This is a genomic window from Streptomyces sp. NPDC034084, assembly GCF_055575535.1.
Map to the genome: position 1 here is coordinate 304,880 of NZ_JBVISK010000002.1, position 16,324 is coordinate 321,203.

The window sequence follows — 16,324 nt, forward strand, 5'->3', positions numbered from 1 at the left end:
ACGTCCAGTGTCCGTCGCGGAGGGCGACGCCCGCCGGCACCGCCGACAGGTGCCGGCGGGCGCTCTCCGTCGACGTGGTGGTGGCGGCGCCGGTCTCATGGGTGCTGGCTGCTGACGGAGAGGACCTCCCCCGTCAGGTACGAGGAGTAGCCGCTGGCCAGGAAGACGATCACGTTGGCCACCTCCCAGGGCTCGGCGTGGCGCCCGAAGGCCTCGCGGGAGGTCAGTTCCTCCAGGAGTTCGGGGGTGGTGACCTTCGCCAGGTGCGGGTGCATGGCCAGGCTCGGGGAGACGGCGTTGACCCGTACCCCGTACGCGGCGGCCTCCAGGGCCGCGCAGCGGGTGAGGGCCATGACGCCGGCCTTCGCGGCGGCGTAGTGGGCCTGCCCCGTCTGGGCGCGCCAACCGATCACCGAGGCGTTGTTGACGACGACTCCCCCGGCGCCCGCGGCTTTCATCCGACGCAGTGCGGCACGGGTGCAGCGGAAGGTGCCGTTCAGGGTGACGTCGAGGACCTTGTCCCACTGCTCGTCGGTCATGTCGACGAGGTCGGCGGTGCCGCCGAGGCCTGCGTTGTTGACGACGATGTCGAGGCGTCCGTGGTGCTCGACGGCGAGGTCGAACAGCGCGGCGACCTGTGTCTCGTCGGTGACGTCGCAGGGCAGGGCGGTGACGCGGTCCGCGCCGAACTCGGCGGCGAGTGCGGCCTCGGACTCCTTCAGCCGGCGTGCGTGGGCGTCGGAGACGACAACCCGCGCGCCTTCTTCCAGGAGCCGCCGGGCGGTCGCGCCGCCGATGCCGGCGCCCGCGGCGGCGGTGACGACGGCGGCGCGGCCGGCGAGCAGACCGTGGCCCGGCAGGTAGGGGGGTGGGGCGCCGGTCATGGGCGGGCCTCCTTGGGCAGGCCGAGGACGCGTTCGGCGATGACGTTCCGCTGGATCTCGTTGGAGCCGGCGTAGAGGGTGTCGGCGCGGGAGAAGAGGTAGAGCCGCTGCCAGTCGGTGAGGTCGTACGGCGCTCCGTCGGCGAGCATTCCCCCGGCCCCGCAGACGTCCATGGCGAGTTCGCCCAGTTCCCGGTGCCAGGTGGCCCAGAAGATCTTCCCGATGGACGCCTCGGGGCCCGGTGCTCCGGCGGCGGCTCCGTCGAGCATGCGCAGGGCGTTGAACCGTATGGTCTCCAGGCCGATCCAGGCGCGGGCGATGCGGTCGCGGATCAGTGGGTCGGCGGCCGCGCCGTTGCGCTTGGCCAGCTCGATGAGGGCCTCCAGCTCGCGGCGGAAGCCGACCTGCTGGCCGAGGGTGGACACGCCCCGCTCGAAGCCGAGGGTGGCCATGGCGATCCGCCAGCCGTCGCCGGGGGCGCCGACGACGTGGGAGGCGTGGGTGCGGGCCGCGTCGAAGAAGACCTCGTTGAACTCCGAGGTCCCGGTCAGCTGGACGATCGGCCTGATCTCCACTCCGGGCTGGTCCAGGGGGACGAGCAGATAGGACAGGCCGTGGTGGCGGGTGGATCCGGCCTCGGTACGGGCGATGACGAAGCACCAGTCGGCCTCGTGCGCGAGCGAGGTCCACACCTTGTGGCCGGTGACCGCCCACTGGTCGCCGTCGCGCTCGGCCCGGGTCCGTACGTTCGCCAGGTCCGAGCCCGCGTCCGGCTCGGAGTAACCCTGGCACCACAGCTCCTCGACGGCGACGATCGGCGGGAGGAAGCGCTCGCGCTGTGCGGGGGTGCCGAAGGCGATGAGCGTGGGTCCCAGGAGCTGTTCGCCGATGTGGCCGACGCGGGCGGGGGCTCCGGCGAGGGCGTACTCCTCGTGGAAGGCGACCTGCTGTTCGAGGGTCGCGCCCCGGCCGCCGTACGCCTTGGGCCAGCCGACGCAGGTCCAGCCCGCGGCGGCCATGTGCCGCTCCCAGGCGAGGCGTTCGGCCTGTGCCTCGTGCTCACGTCCGGGGCCTCCGCGCCCGCGCAGGGCGGCGAACTCGCCGGTGAGGTGGGCGCGCAGCCAGCCGCGGACCTCCCTGCGGAACGCCTCGACGTCGCTCATGGCCGTACGTTAACCTACCAAACACTTGTTAGGGAAGGAGGACGGATGTCCGCTGCCCGCACCGCCCCCACGGCCCCGGTCCGCTCCGCAGGTGTCGGCCCGGGGGCCGTGGTCAGGATCACCCGGCCCGATGGCCGCGACGCCCTCGACCGCGCGACCGACGACGAGGCTCCCCGGGAGGCTGGAGCCTGATGGACCTCGACTTCTCCGCGGCGGAGGACGCCTTCCGGGCCGAGGCCCGCGCCTGGCTCACCGCCCATGTGCCCCGCACCCCCCTGCCCTCCCTGGAGACGGAGGAGGGTTTCTCCGCCCACCGGGAGTGGGAGCGGACCCTGTTCGCCGACCGGTGGTCGGTGGTCTCCTGGCCCGAGGAGTACGGCGGCCGGGGCGCCTCGCTCCTCCAGTGGCTGGTCTTCGAGGAGGAGTACTACGCGGCCGGCGCCCCCGGCCGGGTCAGCCAGAACGGCATCAACCTCCTCGCCCCCACCCTCTTCGAGCACGGCACGGACGAGCAGCGCGACCGCGTCCTGCCGTCCATGGCGAGCGGCGAGACCGTCTGGGCCCAGGCCTGGTCCGAGCCGGAGTCCGGCTCCGACCTCGCCTCGCTGCGCTCCACCGCCGAACGGACCGACGGCGGCTGGCTCGTGCGCGGCCAGAAGACCTGGTCGTCCCGGGCGGCCTTCGCCGACCGCGCCTTCGGCCTCTTCCGGAGCGACCCGGGCGCCGGGAAGCCGCACGAGGGCCTGACGTACCTGATGTTCCCGCTGGACGCCGCCGGGGTGACCGTACGGCCCGTCGGACGTCTCGACGGCAAGCCCGCCTTCGCCGAACTCTTCCTCGACGGGGTGTTCGTGCCCGACGAGGACGTGATCGGCGCGCCGGGACAGGGCTGGCGCGTCGCGATGAGCACCGCGGGCAACGAGCGGGGGCTGACCCTGCGCAGCCCCGGCCGGTTCACGGCCGCCGCCGAGCGCCTTACGGCACTGTGGCGGGAGACCGCCGATCCCACCGACACCGCGCTGCGCGACCGGGTCGCCGACGCGGTCGTCGGAGCCCGCGCCTACCGGCTGTTCGCCTACGCGGGCGTCTCGCGGATCGCCGCCGGGGGTTCGATCGGCGCCGAGTCCAGCCTCAACAAGGTCTTCTGGTCGGAGCTCGACATCGCGCTCCACGAGACCGCCCTCGACCTCCTCGGCCCGTACGGTGAACTGGCCGACACGGCCCCGGACGCTCCCGCGCAGGGGAGCTGGGCCGAAGGCCACACGTTCTCCCTCGCCGGACCCGTCTACGCCGGCACCAACGAGATCCAGCGCGACATCATCGCCGAGCGACTGCTCGGCCTCCCGAAGGGACGCCGGTGATGCGGTTCCTCCTCGACGCCGAGCAGCGGGAGTTCGCCCGCTCGCTCGACGCCTTGCTCACGGCGGCCGACACCCCCGCGGCGGTACGGGCCTGGGCGGCCGGGGACACCGCACCCGGCCGCGCGCTCTGGGCGCGTCTCGCGGAGGCGGGGGTCCTGGCCCTGGCGGTCCCGGAGCGGCACGACGGACTCGGGCCGCTGCCGGTCGAACTGACCGTCGCCTTCACCGAACTGGGCCGCCACGCGGTACCGGGCCCCCTGGTGGAAACGGTCGCCGCGGCGGCGCTCCTGGACCGACTGGACGAGTCCGCTCCGGAAGGCGCCGCCGCCGAGTGGCTGCCGGGGATCGCCTCGGGGAAGGCGGTCGTCTCCCTGTGTGTGCCGGGTGCCGGCAGTCCCTACGCCCTGGACGGGGACGCCGCCGACGCCGTGCTCGTCGTCGAGGGCGACACCGTACGCCTGGCGGAGGCGGTCGGCCCCGTGCAGCCCTCGGCCGACCCCGCGCGCCGGCTGGTCCGGCCGCTCGGCGGAGCCGTCCTGGTGCGGGGCCCGGCCGTGGCCGCCGCCGCCGCGCACGCCGCCGATGTCGCCGCCCTGGCCACCGCAGCCCAGTCCCTCGGCCTCGGCCGGGCCCTGCTCGACCGGACCGTCGCGTACGTGAAGCAGCGCACCCAGTTCGGGGTCGCCATCGGCTCGTTCCAGGCGGTGAAGCACCGCCTCGCCGACGCGCTCATCGCCCTGGAGTTCGCCCAGCCCCTGCTCCACTCGGCCGCCCTCGCCCTGGCGGGGGGCGCGGAACACCGCTCCGCCGAGATCGCGGCGGCGAAGGTCTCGGCGGGCGAAGCGGCCTACGCCGCCGCACGCACCGCCCTGCAGCTCCACGGTGCCGTCGGCTACACGGAGGAGCTGGACGTCGCCCTGTGGATCCGCAAAGCCCGTCCGCTCCGCGACGCCTGGGGCACCCCCGCGGCCTGCCGCGCCCGCGTCCTCGCCTCGTGAACGGAGCCCGCCGCGCCGTCCCCGTACCCGTCCGTCGACGAGAGGAGCAGAGGCATGAGGCCGACGGAGGAACAGGAAGCACTGCGGGCCGCCGTACGGGCCGTGCTCGGACGGCACGCGGGGGACGCGGCCTGGCGGCCGCTGACCGAGCAGATCGGCGTCGCGGGCCTCGCCGTGCCCGAGGAGTACGGCGGCGTCGGGTGCGGGGCACGGGAGGTCCACGTGGTGCTGGAGGAGCTGGGCCGGGAGCTGAGCCCCGTCCCGTACCTCGGCTCAGCCGTCCTGGTGGTGCAGGCGCTGCTCGCGTCGGGCGACGGCGAGGCGTGCGCGCGGCTGCTGCCGGGGCTGGCCTCGGGCGCCGCGGTGGGGGCCCTGGCGTGGGCCGAGCGCGGTTCGTGGGACCCGTCGGCCGTACGGGCCGAGGCCGGCCCGGGGCCCGGCGGAAGGTGGCGGATCACCGGGACCAAGGAGCATGTGCTGGACGGAACGAAGGCCGGGGTCCTGCTCGTGGCGGCCCGTTCGGGGGCCGGGGTCTCGCTCTTCGAGGTGCCGGGGGACGCGCCGGGCGTGGAGCGCGAGGCGCTGGTGACGATGGACTCCACGAGGACGCAGGCCCGCGTGGTGCTCACGGAGGCGGAGGGCCGGCTCGTCGGAGCGGAGGGTGGGGGCCGGCGGGTCCTCGCCCACGTCCTGGACCTGGCCTGCGCGGCACTCGCCGCCGAACAGGTCGGCGCCGCCTCGCGCTGCCTCGAACTCACCCTGGCCTACGCCGGGGAGCGGGTCCAGTTCGGCCGGCCCATCGGCTCCTTCCAGGCGGTCAAGCACCGGCTCGCGGACGCGTACGTCCTGGTCGAGTCGGCGCGCTCGGCCGCGCTCGGCGCCTCCTTGGCCGCGGCGGCGGGCGACCCGGGGCTGACCCGCCACGCGGCCGCGGCGAAGTCCGCCTGTTCTGAGGCGTTCTCGGCGGTGGCGGGCGAGATGATCCAGCTGCACGGCGGCCTCGGCATCACCTGGGAGCACGACGCCCACCGCTACTTCAAACGCGCGCACGGCTCGACCCAGCTCTTCGGCCCTCCACCCTGGCACCGCGCCCGCCTGGCGGCCGACCTGGGCCTGCCGACGCCGTGACGGCCGTACGAGGGCGGGGGCGCCGCGCTCCCGCCCTCGACGGCCTTGACCCCCACTTCACTTCAGGTCCTATTCCGTACGCGCGAACCCTCACGAAGAGCACCGCCATGACGCCCCCCTCTCCGACACCCACTCGCCGTACAGCCGGCGGCGGACCGGACTGGCCTACGAGACCTCATCGCTTCACCCCAGCCCAGCAGTGCTTCCGGCCGGCTCCGAAGCCCGTCGTCGGAGGGCGGAGGCGGGCGCACTGCATCCGGTGGAAGCCCCCTACCGGCTGACACTCCCAGCGGTCCCCAGTCGGGCGCCGGTGTCGTCGTCGAAGTCCTCGCAGAACGCGGCGAGGGCATCGGCGAGGTGGTCCATCGAGCGTGCGGCGAACAGGACGGGCTGGTACCCCTCGATCCGGTACGCGGTGCCCGCCATCGCGCGCAGGTCCCAGTCGCGGATCTCGCAGCAGGGCAACCGGCGCAGCTCGCCGGGCGAGGAGAGCAGCGCCGCGCCGTACGCCTTGACCGCCCCGGCCTCGGTGACCACGCCGCACTCGAGGGTGTACCAGTACACCCGGCTGAGCAGGCTGAGGGCCTCCTCGGTCCGCACTTGTGCGGCCGCCCGGCCGACCAGGCGGTACAGCTCGGCGAACCGGGTCGAGGCCAGGTGGACGCCGTGGCCGAACACGTCGTGGATCACGTCAGGTTCGGGCGTGTACAGCGGAGCAGCGGGGTGCCGGACGAACTGCACCGCGTGGAAGTAGCCGTACCGCAGCGCCCCCAGGAACCGCCGGTTCGGCACGAAGCCACCGGCCAGGGTGAAGTCGAATCCGGTCCGGGCCCGCAGGTGCGCCCCGATCTCGCCGTGCTGCGGGATGCGGTCCGCGGGGATGCACGCGTCCTCACGGGCGGCCAGCACCGCCCGGCACGCGTGGGCCCGCAGGGCGGGCTCCAGCGCCGCGTGGACCGTGCGCCACGTCGCGTGCTCCGCACGGCTGTACGTGACCGACGGCGAGGGGTCACCGACCCAGTGGCCGCGCGCCAACGCGACGAGCGTGCCTCGCCGCGCCAGGTAGCGGGTGTCACGGAGACCGGGGTGCTGAGCGACAGGAGCGAGCCTGCCGTCTGGCGTGACGGGGACCAGCTCCGATGCATCGCTCATGGCTTCTACCGTGCCCCGTGGGACCGTGAATCACCACTCGATACGAGCGTCGCCGCCAGGTGCGGACCGGGTCCGTGGGTGATCCGCAGCCGGCGGGGCACCTCCATGATCGAGTGGCCTTCGGCGCACTCCAGCACGATCCGCGACCGCCGGGCCAGAGCCTGAGCCGTCGTCCGGCGGCCTGCTGGCTTCGCCGTACTGGCCGTGCTCGGCTTCGTCGTGGATGGTCAACGCGCCGGCGAGGTCGAGATCGGCGACCGTGCCGTGGGCTCCGGCGCGGACGAGCAGCACCGCGCCGAGCGCGGTGCTCCAGAACGTCCTGGCCTCCACGTCGCACGGCCGACGGGTCCTCCAGCCACGAGCCTCGATGAGCTGGCTCACGAAGCGCTCGGACTGCCGGAACAGCAACTGAAGGTGCCGGTCGACCACGGGGGCGAGTTCGGGCTTGGAGATCGCGGCGGCGAGTGCTCGCGCGACCGAGGGGAGCGAGGGCATGGCCAGTACGGCGCGGGCGATGTTGCGCCGGAACGTCGCCGCGTCGGGGGCCTGGCGACCGATGCGCTCGATCCGTCGGGCGTCGTGCAACAGGCCCAGAAAGGCGGCGTGCACGAGCAGCGAGTCCTTGGAGCCGAAGTAGTACGTGACCTGGTTGGGAAAGGCTCCCGCCGCGCTCGCGATCTCCGCGACGCTCACCTCGCCGCCGGGCCGCTCCTTGCAGAGCCGTGCGGTCGCCTCGATCAGCCGACGTCTCGTCGCGCGACCCCGGTCGCGTGACCGGGCCGCCGTCGACCGCGCTTCGGTTCGGTTCTTCTCCACATCGAAATTGTATGTGATACAACAGGCCCTGTTCACTTGTATCGCATACAAGAAAGGTCGAAGGGCATGTACCGGACTGAAGTCGTCGTGACCGGACTCGGCGCGATCACGCCACTCGGTGGGGACGTGGAGAGCACCTGGAAGGCCCTGCTCGCCGGCGAGTCCGGCATCCGCGGTGGCGTCCTGCGAGGCCACGAGGACATCGGCCTCCCTGACATCGTCGGGGGGACGATGGCGGCCGACCCCGCGGAATCGCTGCCGCCGGCGCAGGCCAGGCGGCTCGACCGCTCGCAGCAGGCGGCCCTCACGGCGGCGGCCGAAGCCTGGGCCGACGCCGGCAGCCCGGAGGTGGACCCGGACCGGCTCGCCTCAGCGATCGGCACGGGCATCGGTGGCGTCCGTACGCTGCTGGAGCAGGACGACGTACTGGAGGCGACGGGGACGCGGCGCGTCTCGCCCCGAACGGTCCCGATGCTCATGCCCAACGCGGCGGCGGCGCTGATCAGCATCGAATACGGCGCACGGGCCGGGGTCTACACGCCGGTCTCGGCATGTTCGTCCGGCGCCGAGGCGATCGCCCTGGGGGCCAGGCTCATCCGTGCCGGCGAGGCGGACGTGGTCATCGCGGGCGGGACCGAGGCCGCGATCACCCCGATCACCGTCGCCGGCTTCGTCCAGGCACAAGCCCTGTCGCGCTCCACCGCCGAACCCGCATCGGCGTCCCGGCCGTTCGCCGCGGACCGTAACGGGTTCGTCCTCAGCGAAGGCGCCGCCGTGGTGGTGCTCGAAAGCGCCGAGCACGCCGAGGCCCGGGGCGCGCGCGTCCACGCGGTACTCGCGGGCGCCGGCATCGCCGCCGACGCCCACCACATCACGGCACCCGCCCCCGATGGGTCAGGGCAGATCTCGGCCATGCGGAAGGCCCTCGCGCAAGCCGACCTCGCTCCCGAGCAGATCAGCCACATCAACGCCCACGCCACCGGAACTCCGGTCGGCGACGTCGCGGAAGCGCACGCGATCGCAGAGGTCTTCGGCCGCGCGACCGTGACAGCCCCCAAGGCGGCGCTCGGTCATCTCTTCGGCGCGGCCGGTGCGATCGAGGCGCTCATCTCCGTCCTGAGCGTGGAACACGGCGTCGTCCCGCCGACGCGCAACCTCACCTCGGCCGGTGTCGGGCCCGACATCGATCTCGATGTCGTCACCGAGCGACGAGACGCCCCCCAGGAGGCCGTGCTCAGCAATTCCTTCGGCTTCGGTGGCCAGAACGTCTCGCTCATCGTCACCCACGCGCGGCAGACCACGCCCCGTACGGCCTCGACCACACCCTGACCCGCGTGATGCCTGTCCGTGGAGGGGTGCCGATCGACCGAGCGGTGCAGAGTTCGCCCGATGGCGCGCGTCTTCACGGAGTCGATCTCGCGGCTGGTGGCCGCCGGCGCCGAGAAGAGCGCCCAGCCGTGAAATCACCCCCGCGCCGACCCAGGTCCCTTCGGAGCGGGTCCGCAACCGGCGGAACCTCGGCGCCCTCGCGGCGCGTCACGACGGGCGGGCAACGGAAGGCGACGACGCCGTCTCTCTCGCATCGGCCCACCAAGAGGAGCAGGCCCGCAGAAAGGCACCTTGCCAGAGTTACTGAACGCGTTCAACTTGCGTGGCAGTACGACTGGCGAAGGGAGCCCCCGGAACCCGCGTGGGGGCGCGGTTCCGACCGAGGACCGGCTCGGCCGGGTACGGACTCAGGGCGTCTGGTCGAAGGTCAGGACCGCCTTTCCGTGGAGGTCTCCGGCGAGCAGCGCCGCGACCGCGTCCGACGCGTCGTCCCAGCCACCCCGCCAGGTGATGCCCGGGTCCAGGGTGCCGTCGGCCACGCGGTGGGCGAGCCAGCTCAGGTCGCGGTCGAGGTCGGGGCAGGAGAGAAGGAAGAAGGTGACGACGGACCGGTCATGCCGGCCCTGATCGCCGAAGAGCGTCCCGAACGGGAAGGACTCACCCGCGCCGGCGGAGTGCCCCAGGGCAACCAGCGTGCCGCCCTCCCCGAGCGTGTCGTACGCGTCCACGAGGAGCGGTCCGCCGATCAGGTCGATCACTCCGTCCACCGGCCGGGAGACCTCCTTCGGCGTCCCGACCACCTCGTGGGCCCCGAGGCCGCGCAGAAGTGCGCCGTTCGCGGCCGGGGAGCTGGTGGACGCCACGACGTGGGCACCGGCGGCGCGGGCGAGCTGGACGGCGTACCGCCCGACACCTCCGGTCGCGCCGGTGATCAGTACGTCCCGCCCGAGGAGCGGGCCGAGGCGGTGCAGGGCGCGCAGGGCGCTCGCGCCGGCGACGGGGACGGTCGCGAGGGCGGCCGGGTCGGCCCCGGCCGGAGCGGCGCCGATCAAGGCGGTGTCGACGGCTCGGAGTTCGGCCCAGGCACCGTCGGGCATCAGGGTCACGACAGGGGTGCCGACGGCAGGGCCCGAGCCGTCCGCCGCGGCCCGCTCGACGACACCGGCGGCGTCCCACCCGAGGACCGCCCCCGTCGGGGCGGCGCCGAGGCCGAAGGTGATCTCCCCGTGATTGAGCGAGGTCGCCGTCACCCGGACCAGTGCCTGGTGGGGCGCCGGCTCGGGGTCGGCGGCGACGCCGAGCCGGAGGCCGCCGGGGGACCAGGGGTCGACGAGAAGTGCGCGCATGGAAGCCCTCCAAGATTCTGCCACTTAGTGGCAGAAGCCTATAGATGGCTTTCGCTGCTGGGAAGCAGGGGTGTCGTAAGGTGGTGCCGTGAAGGCTGAGACCATCCCCGTGCTCCCCCTGCGCGAACGCAAGAAGCTGCGCACCCGGCAGACGCTGATCGACACCGCCCTGGACCTGTTCGGCGCCCACGGCTTCGACGGCGTGACGCTGGACGGGCTCTGCGAAGCGGCCGAGGTGTCGAAGCGGACCTTCTTCCGCTACTTCGCGAGCAAGGAAGACGTCGCCATGGCGCCCACGCAGGACCTGTGGGCCGCCTTCCTCGACGTCCTGGACACCTGCCCTGCGGACGGCCGTCGGCTCCTCGCGCTGTTCGAGGACGCCCTCGCCGAGGCCGTCGGCCGGATGCCGGCCGACGGCTGGGCCGGACGCGTCCTGGCGGCCCGCCGCCTCGCCGCCCTCACGCCGTCCATGGACGCGCACTGCCTCGCGTTCTGCGACCGCACCACGCGCTCCGCGCTCGCCGTGCTCGAGCGCCGCTTCGCCCTCCCCGGGCCCGACGGGCAGCTCCACGCCCGCCTGGCCCTCGACGTCCTCGTCATCCTGTTCCACCGGGCTCTGGACGCGTGGGTGGCGCAGCCGGCCGGACACACGCCCGAGGACCTCGTGCGCCGACTCCGCGCCACCGCGGCCGAACTGCCCTCGGCACTCGCCGCGACCGCCGAGCCGCACGGCTGAGCCCCGGATCCCCGCCAGATTCCCTATTGGCAGGCTCGGTCGACTGGCGCGCCAACTGCCTTTCTTGATCGCCACGGGCGTCGGACCTCTCGTCGCCGGAGCCGTGTACGCCATCGGCCCATCGGCCGGGGCGCCGACCGCCCAGCTCAGCCCGCCGTGCCACCGCGCGGCCCCGACAGCGGAGGAACCAGAAGTCCCGGCGAAGTGAACAGGTGAGAGCGCGTATGCTCCTGACCTCACGTCAACAGAGGTGCACGGACACCCCGCACAGGCCGAGCCCCCGCCGAGCCGCCCTCCGCCACACCCGCAACGGCCCGTCGAGCACGCTCTCGTCCCCCTCGCCGTAGTCCAACCAGTCCTGGTCCTCCGCCGCCGAGCGTTCGGCCGGGGTGAAGGTCAACGCGCGCTCGACGAGCGGAAGGCTCCGCCGTACCTGTGCGGCGCCGAGCAGGAAGGTGCCGCACCAGCCCGGCAACAGGGCCGCGCGCGCCGGACCGATGGCGTGGAACAGGGACGAGACCGCGTACTCCTTGCGGTGGACGGTGATGAAGATGCTGTCGTCGCTCTGCCCCTCCCACACGGAATCCAGTACGGAGAAGGAGGGATCCACGCTCCCGCCGCACACCTCGTCGAGATGGTGACCGGGCGCGGTGAGCGCGCGGAAGCCTTCGATGGCGGCGGCGTCCGTACGGGCATGACCGGCCGCGCGGTCGAGGGAGTACCAGGTCCGGTAGTCGGGCAGCGGCTCCCGCTGCCACGCTCGCCAACGCCGTGCGGCGTCCGGGGCGGCGCGGTCCACGCCCATCGCGGGCAGCAGGTGGGGGGAGAGGCCGGCGATGACCGGATCGGGGTGGCTGCTGATCGCCCACGCGCTCGTGAATCCCATGCCCCGGACGCTACCGTCGGCCACTGACATGGCGTCCCGGCGCCGTCCGGAACCCGGTTCTCAGGCGGGGCGCTTGGCCATGACGACGACGCCCGGGCCGGAATGCTCGTCCGCGGGGAGGCGGAGTTCTGCGACCGGGTGAAGGCCCGACCGCTCGATCAGGGCGACGAATCGGTCCGGCTCCCACTGGTGGGTCGTCCAGCGGACGGGTACGCCTCCGTAGGCCTCGGTGCGGGCCACGTCCTCGTCGCCGACATGGGTCGCGGCGATGAGGTGGCCGCCGGGCTTCAGGGCGCGCGCGAACGTCGCGAGGACCTGAGGGAGGACGTCACGGGGGAGGTTGAACAGCGACCACCAGCCGAGCACGCCGCCGAGGGATGCTTCGTCGAGGTCGAGCTCGGTGGCCGAGGCGACCTCGAACCGGCATCGCGGGTACAGGCGGCGCGCGTTCTCGATCATGCGAGGAGACAGGTCGACCCCCGACACGTCGAGCCCGCGCTCGGCGAGGTAGCCGGTGACCGTTCCCGGTCCGCAGCCGACGTCCAGGACGGGCCCCAGCCCGCTCACCGTGTCGGCGAAGGCGTCGATCGAGGCCTTGAGCCAGGGATGGCGACGGATGTCGCCCATGCCCGTCGTCGCCACCATGTGGGCGTATGTGTCGGCCACCCGGTCATAGGACTCGCGGACCACGTCGAGATCTGCCGGACGGTCGATTCGGTGAAGAGACATCGGCCCATGATAGGAGCGCGTGAACTCCCGCCGGAGAGGGGCGAAGCGGGGCCGGACGGAGGCCCGTTCCCTCAGGGTGCGGATACGGCCAAGAGGAAGAGCGCGCTCCGAGCACGGAGGCGTCGGTACCCGAAATGGCCGTGGGGCCCGGCCTGGAGGGCGGTGCGGCGGGGCCCCGGGCCGCCGCTGTCGCACAAGGATCGTCCCGCCGTCACACTGCCGTCACACCGCCATCGTCGCGCCGTCGCACGCGCGGACGCCAGGTTGGCCGGAAACCCGAGGAATCAACGCCCCTCCTCCCGACCGTCGTTGATCACGTCCGTCGTGCCTCACATACTGCGCTGACCGGCGGCGGGAGGCGTTGCGCCCCGAGGCCGGAACGACCACACGACCACCTTCCAAGCTCCTGGGGGAGACTTGCGCGCACACGTGCACAGAGCACGCGCCTTCACCATCGCGGCGGCCACATCGGTGGCCCTCGTGGCAGGCATGACCGGTCCCGCGACGGCTGTCGCCGCGCACGCGACGGCCGCACCGGGCGCCGCCACACGCCTAGGCGGCACACAGCGGATCCCGCTCGTCACCGGCGACCGCGTGGTGGTGAACGCCGAGGGCCGGATGGTGGGCTTCGAGTCCGCCGAGGGCCGTGAGCACATACCCGTACAGGTGCGGCGCACGGGGGACCACACCCTGGTGGTGCCCGGCGACGCGCAGCGCCTGATCGACACGGGCCGGCTCGACCAGCGCCTCTTCGACCTCGACGTGCTCACCGACCCGCGGCTCCGCAGGAGCCACCGCGCCGGGCTCAAACTGATCGTGCGGTACGAGGGGGGTGCGGGTGCCGCACGCGCCGAGGTGCGCGCGGCCGGCGACACCCAGGTGCGGCGTACGTTTCCGACGATCAACGCCGACGCCATCCGTACGTCCCCGGACGACGCGGCCCGGGTGTGGGAGGCGCTGACCAACCGGCAGGCGGGCGGCCTGCGCGCCGCCGCCTCCGGTATCGACACGGTGTGGCTGGACGGGGTGCGCGGAGCGAGCCTGGACCGGAGTGTCCGGCAGATCGGTGCCGACAAGGCGTGGGAGTCCGGTTTCGACGGCGCGGGCGTGAAGATCGCCGTCCTCGACACCGGCGTCGACAAGAGCCACAAGGACCTGACCACGCGGGTCGTCGGTGAGAAGAACTTCTCCGCGTCCGCCGACGCCGTGGACCGCGTCGGGCACGGCACGCACGTCGCGTCGATCGCCGCGGGCACCGGCGCCGCGTCCGGCGGCCGGTACAAGGGCGTCGCACCCGGTGCCGAGGTGATCAGCGGCAAGGTCCTCGACGACGAGGGGTACGGGGACGACTCCGCCGTCATCGCGGGCATGGAGTGGGCCGCCGCCGAAGGCGCGGACGTGGTCAACCTCAGCCTCGGCGGCCCCGACAGCCCCGGCGTCGACCCGCTGGAGGCGACGGTGGACCGGCTGTCCACCGAGAAGGGGATCCTGTTCGCCGTCGCGGCGGGCAACGAGGGCGAGTCCGGTGCCTCGACCGTGGGATCGCCGGGCAGCGCGGACGCCGCACTGACCGTCGGCGCGGTCGACAAGGACGACCGCCTGGCCCCCTTCTCCAGCACCGGGCCCCGCGTCGGCGACGGCGCCGTGAAGCCGGACGTGACCGCGCCCGGCGTCGCCATCACCGCGGCCGCCGCGGCCGGCAGCGCCCTCGACACGCGCCCCGGCACACCGCACCCCGCGCCGGGGTACCTCCAGCTCGACGGCACCTCCATGGCCACCCCGCACGTCGCGGGGGCGGCCGCGCTCCTGAAGCAGCGGCACCCCGACTGGAAGTACGCCGAACTGAAGGGCGCGCTGACCGGCTCCGCGAAGGGCGGCGACCACACCGCCTTCCAGCAGGGCTCGGGGCGGATCCAGGTCGACAAGGCGCTCGCTCAGAGCGTCGTCGCCGAGCCGGTGTCGCTGAACTTCGGCACGGCGCTCTGGCCGCACGCGGACGACGAGCCCGTCACCCGGAAGGTCGTCTACCGCAACCTGGGAACCACCGACGTCACCCTCGACCTCTCGGTGTCCACCCTGGACCCGGCGGGCAAGCCGGCTCCTGCCGGGTTCTTCACGCTCGGCGCCTCGAAGGTGACCGTGCCCGCCGGCGGCACGGCCGGGGTCGGCCTCGTCGCCGACACCAGGATCGGCGACGCCGACGGCACCTACTCGGGCTACGTCACGGCCACGGGCGAGGGGCAGTCCGTCCGCACGGCCGCGGTGGCCGTACGGGAGGCCGAGTCGTACGACCTCACGGTCCGGGCCGTCGGTCGTGACGGCGCCGACGCGCAGAACTTCTCCAGCACCCTGACCGGAGTCGGCGGCCCGGCCGCGGGCTTCGACACCCGCGTCGACAACGAGCCGGGCACCCACACGATCCGCGTGCCCAAGGGCACGTACACGTTCAACACGGCCGTCTACCAGGACCCGTCGGACTACACCGCGGGCACCGACTGGATCGCCCAGCCGAGGCTGGACGTCTCCGCCGACACCACGGTCGTCGCCGACGCGCGCACCACCAGGCCGGTGGACCTCACCGTGCCCGGTATCGGCACGGCGGACTACGCGGGGACGTACTACGAGCTCGCCACCGACGTCGGGCGGGTCGGCAACGGCTGGGTCCTCCGGGGCTTCACGGGCTTCCGTACGGCCCACATGGGCCCGGCCGTCACCGACGGTTCCCTTCTGCAGACCTGGGACGCGCACTTCCTGAAGGACGACACCAGTCAGTACTCGGTGGCCTTCGGCGGCAAGGTGAGCACGGTCGCGACCGGTTACACCAAGCACGTGAAGGCGAGCGAGCTGGCCACGCTGAAGGTCGGCCTCGGGGCCTCCGCCACCGGGAAGACGACGCTCGCCTCCCCGTACGCCCATCTGCCGGGCGCGCCGGAGGGCAACGGGTTCTCCGCGCCGCAGGCGGCGCCGGGCACGCGCACCTTCTACGTCTCGACCGGCGACGGCGCCACGTGGCTCACCCGGTTCAACCAGCTGGGCGACCGCGACGAGTGGGGCTACCCGGCTTTCGAGGGTGCCTACGAGATGGTCCGGCCGAAGCGCTACGAGGCCGGCCGGACGTACCGCGAGACGTTCAACACCGGCGTCTTCGGCCCGCTTCTGGGTGAGGGCATGGGCGTCTTCCGTACCGCTCCCGACCCGGCGACGGGCGAGCAGCAGCTCGTCGGCGCCGTGCCGTTGTCCGCCGACGGCGCGGGGCACGTGGGGACCGTTCCGTACACCTCGGCCGTGTCGACGCTGTACCGCGACGGTGTCAAGGTCGCCGAGAACGACGATCCGCTGAGCGGCTCGAAGCCCTTCACGGTGGGCGCCGCCGACGCCGAGTACCGCCTGACGACCTCGGTCGAGCGCCCGGCGAAGATCGGCTCGGTCTCCTCCCGCGTCGAGGCGGGCTTCACGTTCCGTTCGGGGCAGGTCGCTGCGACCACGGCGCTGCCGGTGTCCACCGTCCGCTTCGCGGCCCCCGTCGACCTCGCCTCGCGTCTCCCGGAGCGGGCGCCGGTACTCGTCCCCGTGACCGTGCAGGGTGCTGCGGCCGGTGCGAGCCTCAAGTCGCTCTCGGTGTCGGTGAGTTACGACGACGGTCAGACCTGGCAGGCCGTGAAGGTCGTGGGCGGCCTGATCTCCGTGAAGAGTCCTGCGAAGGACCGCGGCATCTCCCTCTCCGCCAAGGTCACGGACCAGCGGGGCAACACGTCGACGCTGACCGTCCACAACGCGTGGTTCGGCAAGTGACGCC

General features: G+C 73.3%; 14 protein-coding genes. 7 read left to right on the forward strand and 7 right to left on the reverse strand.

The annotated features are described in order from the left end of the window. Positions 1-95: 95 nt before the first annotated feature. Both ACZ51I_RS06775 and ACZ51I_RS06780 read right to left on the reverse strand, forming a co-directional pair. Entirely contained in the window at positions 96-884 is a 789-nt protein-coding gene (locus ACZ51I_RS06775) for an SDR family oxidoreductase (RefSeq protein WP_468872038.1), read from the reverse strand. Continuing rightward, positions 881-2,047, reverse strand: a complete 1,167-nt coding sequence (locus tag ACZ51I_RS06780) for an acyl-CoA dehydrogenase family protein (RefSeq protein WP_468872040.1) — start codon at positions 2,045-2,047, stop codon at positions 881-883. The genes ACZ51I_RS06775 and ACZ51I_RS06780 overlap by 4 nt, the downstream gene beginning before the upstream one ends. A 45-nt stretch (positions 2,048-2,092) precedes the next feature. On the opposite strand from ACZ51I_RS06780, the gene ACZ51I_RS06785 reads away from it, so the two are divergent. Genes ACZ51I_RS06785 through ACZ51I_RS06800 form a run of 4 tightly spaced genes read left to right on the forward strand, consistent with a single transcriptional unit; the run spans position 2,093 to position 5,534 of the window. Continuing rightward, a complete protein-coding gene (locus ACZ51I_RS06785; RefSeq protein ID WP_468872041.1) occupies positions 2,093-2,239 on the forward strand; it encodes a hypothetical protein in 147 nt (48 codons plus the stop codon). Then, entirely contained in the window at positions 2,239-3,408 is a 1,170-nt protein-coding gene (locus ACZ51I_RS06790; protein WP_468872042.1) for an acyl-CoA dehydrogenase family protein, read from the forward strand. The genes ACZ51I_RS06785 and ACZ51I_RS06790 overlap by 1 nt, the downstream gene beginning before the upstream one ends. Further along, on the forward strand, positions 3,408-4,406 hold the full coding sequence (locus tag ACZ51I_RS06795) for an acyl-CoA dehydrogenase family protein (RefSeq protein WP_468873786.1): 999 nt from the start codon (positions 3,408-3,410) through the stop codon (positions 4,404-4,406). Before ACZ51I_RS06790 ends, ACZ51I_RS06795 begins: the two co-directional genes overlap by 1 nt. 54 nt (positions 4,407-4,460) lie before the next feature. Beyond that, positions 4,461-5,534 (forward strand): acyl-CoA dehydrogenase family protein, encoded by a 1,074-nt coding sequence (locus ACZ51I_RS06800; protein WP_468872043.1) that lies wholly within the window; start codon positions 4,461-4,463, stop codon positions 5,532-5,534. A 270-nt stretch (positions 5,535-5,804) separates the two neighbouring features. Here ACZ51I_RS06800 and ACZ51I_RS06805 read toward each other — a convergent pair whose 3' ends face one another. Both ACZ51I_RS06805 and ACZ51I_RS06810 read right to left on the reverse strand, forming a co-directional pair. Further along, positions 5,805-6,686, reverse strand: a complete 882-nt coding sequence (locus ACZ51I_RS06805; protein ID WP_468872044.1) for a phenylalanine 4-monooxygenase — start codon at positions 6,684-6,686, stop codon at positions 5,805-5,807. 30 nt (positions 6,687-6,716) lie between these two features. After that, positions 6,717-7,502 carry a TetR/AcrR family transcriptional regulator gene (locus ACZ51I_RS06810; RefSeq protein ID WP_468872046.1) on the reverse strand — a complete coding sequence of 262 codons (786 nt, stop codon included), beginning with the start codon at positions 7,500-7,502 and terminating at the stop codon, positions 6,717-6,719. 66 nt (positions 7,503-7,568) lie between these two features. Between ACZ51I_RS06810 and ACZ51I_RS06815 the strand changes: the two genes are divergently transcribed. Beyond that, the gene (locus ACZ51I_RS06815) at positions 7,569-8,831 is read left to right on the forward strand and encodes a beta-ketoacyl-[acyl-carrier-protein] synthase family protein (RefSeq protein ID WP_468872047.1); all 1,263 of its coding nucleotides are present in this window, start codon (positions 7,569-7,571) and stop codon (positions 8,829-8,831) included. A gap of 407 nt (positions 8,832-9,238) precedes the next feature. Here ACZ51I_RS06815 and ACZ51I_RS06820 read toward each other — a convergent pair whose 3' ends face one another. Then, positions 9,239-10,177 carry a zinc-binding dehydrogenase gene (locus ACZ51I_RS06820; RefSeq protein WP_468872048.1) on the reverse strand — a complete coding sequence of 313 codons (939 nt, stop codon included), beginning with the start codon at positions 10,175-10,177 and terminating at the stop codon, positions 9,239-9,241. An 88-nt stretch (positions 10,178-10,265) separates the two neighbouring features. On the opposite strand from ACZ51I_RS06820, the gene ACZ51I_RS06825 reads away from it, so the two are divergent. After that, positions 10,266-10,913, forward strand: a complete 648-nt coding sequence (locus tag ACZ51I_RS06825; RefSeq protein ID WP_468872049.1) for a TetR/AcrR family transcriptional regulator — start codon at positions 10,266-10,268, stop codon at positions 10,911-10,913. 241 nt (positions 10,914-11,154) lie between these two features. Here the strand turns inward: ACZ51I_RS06825 and ACZ51I_RS06830 are convergent, their stop codons facing one another. Continuing rightward, the gene (locus ACZ51I_RS06830; RefSeq protein WP_468872050.1) at positions 11,155-11,799 is read right to left on the reverse strand and encodes a hypothetical protein; all 645 of its coding nucleotides are present in this window, start codon (positions 11,797-11,799) and stop codon (positions 11,155-11,157) included. A gap of 60 nt (positions 11,800-11,859) precedes the next feature. After that, entirely contained in the window at positions 11,860-12,528 is a 669-nt protein-coding gene (locus tag ACZ51I_RS06835; protein ID WP_468872051.1) for a class I SAM-dependent methyltransferase, read from the reverse strand. Between the two features lie 429 nt (positions 12,529-12,957). Between ACZ51I_RS06835 and ACZ51I_RS06840 the strand changes: the two genes are divergently transcribed. Beyond that, positions 12,958-16,320, forward strand: coding sequence for a S8 family peptidase (locus ACZ51I_RS06840; RefSeq protein ID WP_468872053.1), 3,363 nt, complete (start codon positions 12,958-12,960; stop codon positions 16,318-16,320). Positions 16,321-16,324 lie beyond the last annotated feature (4 nt).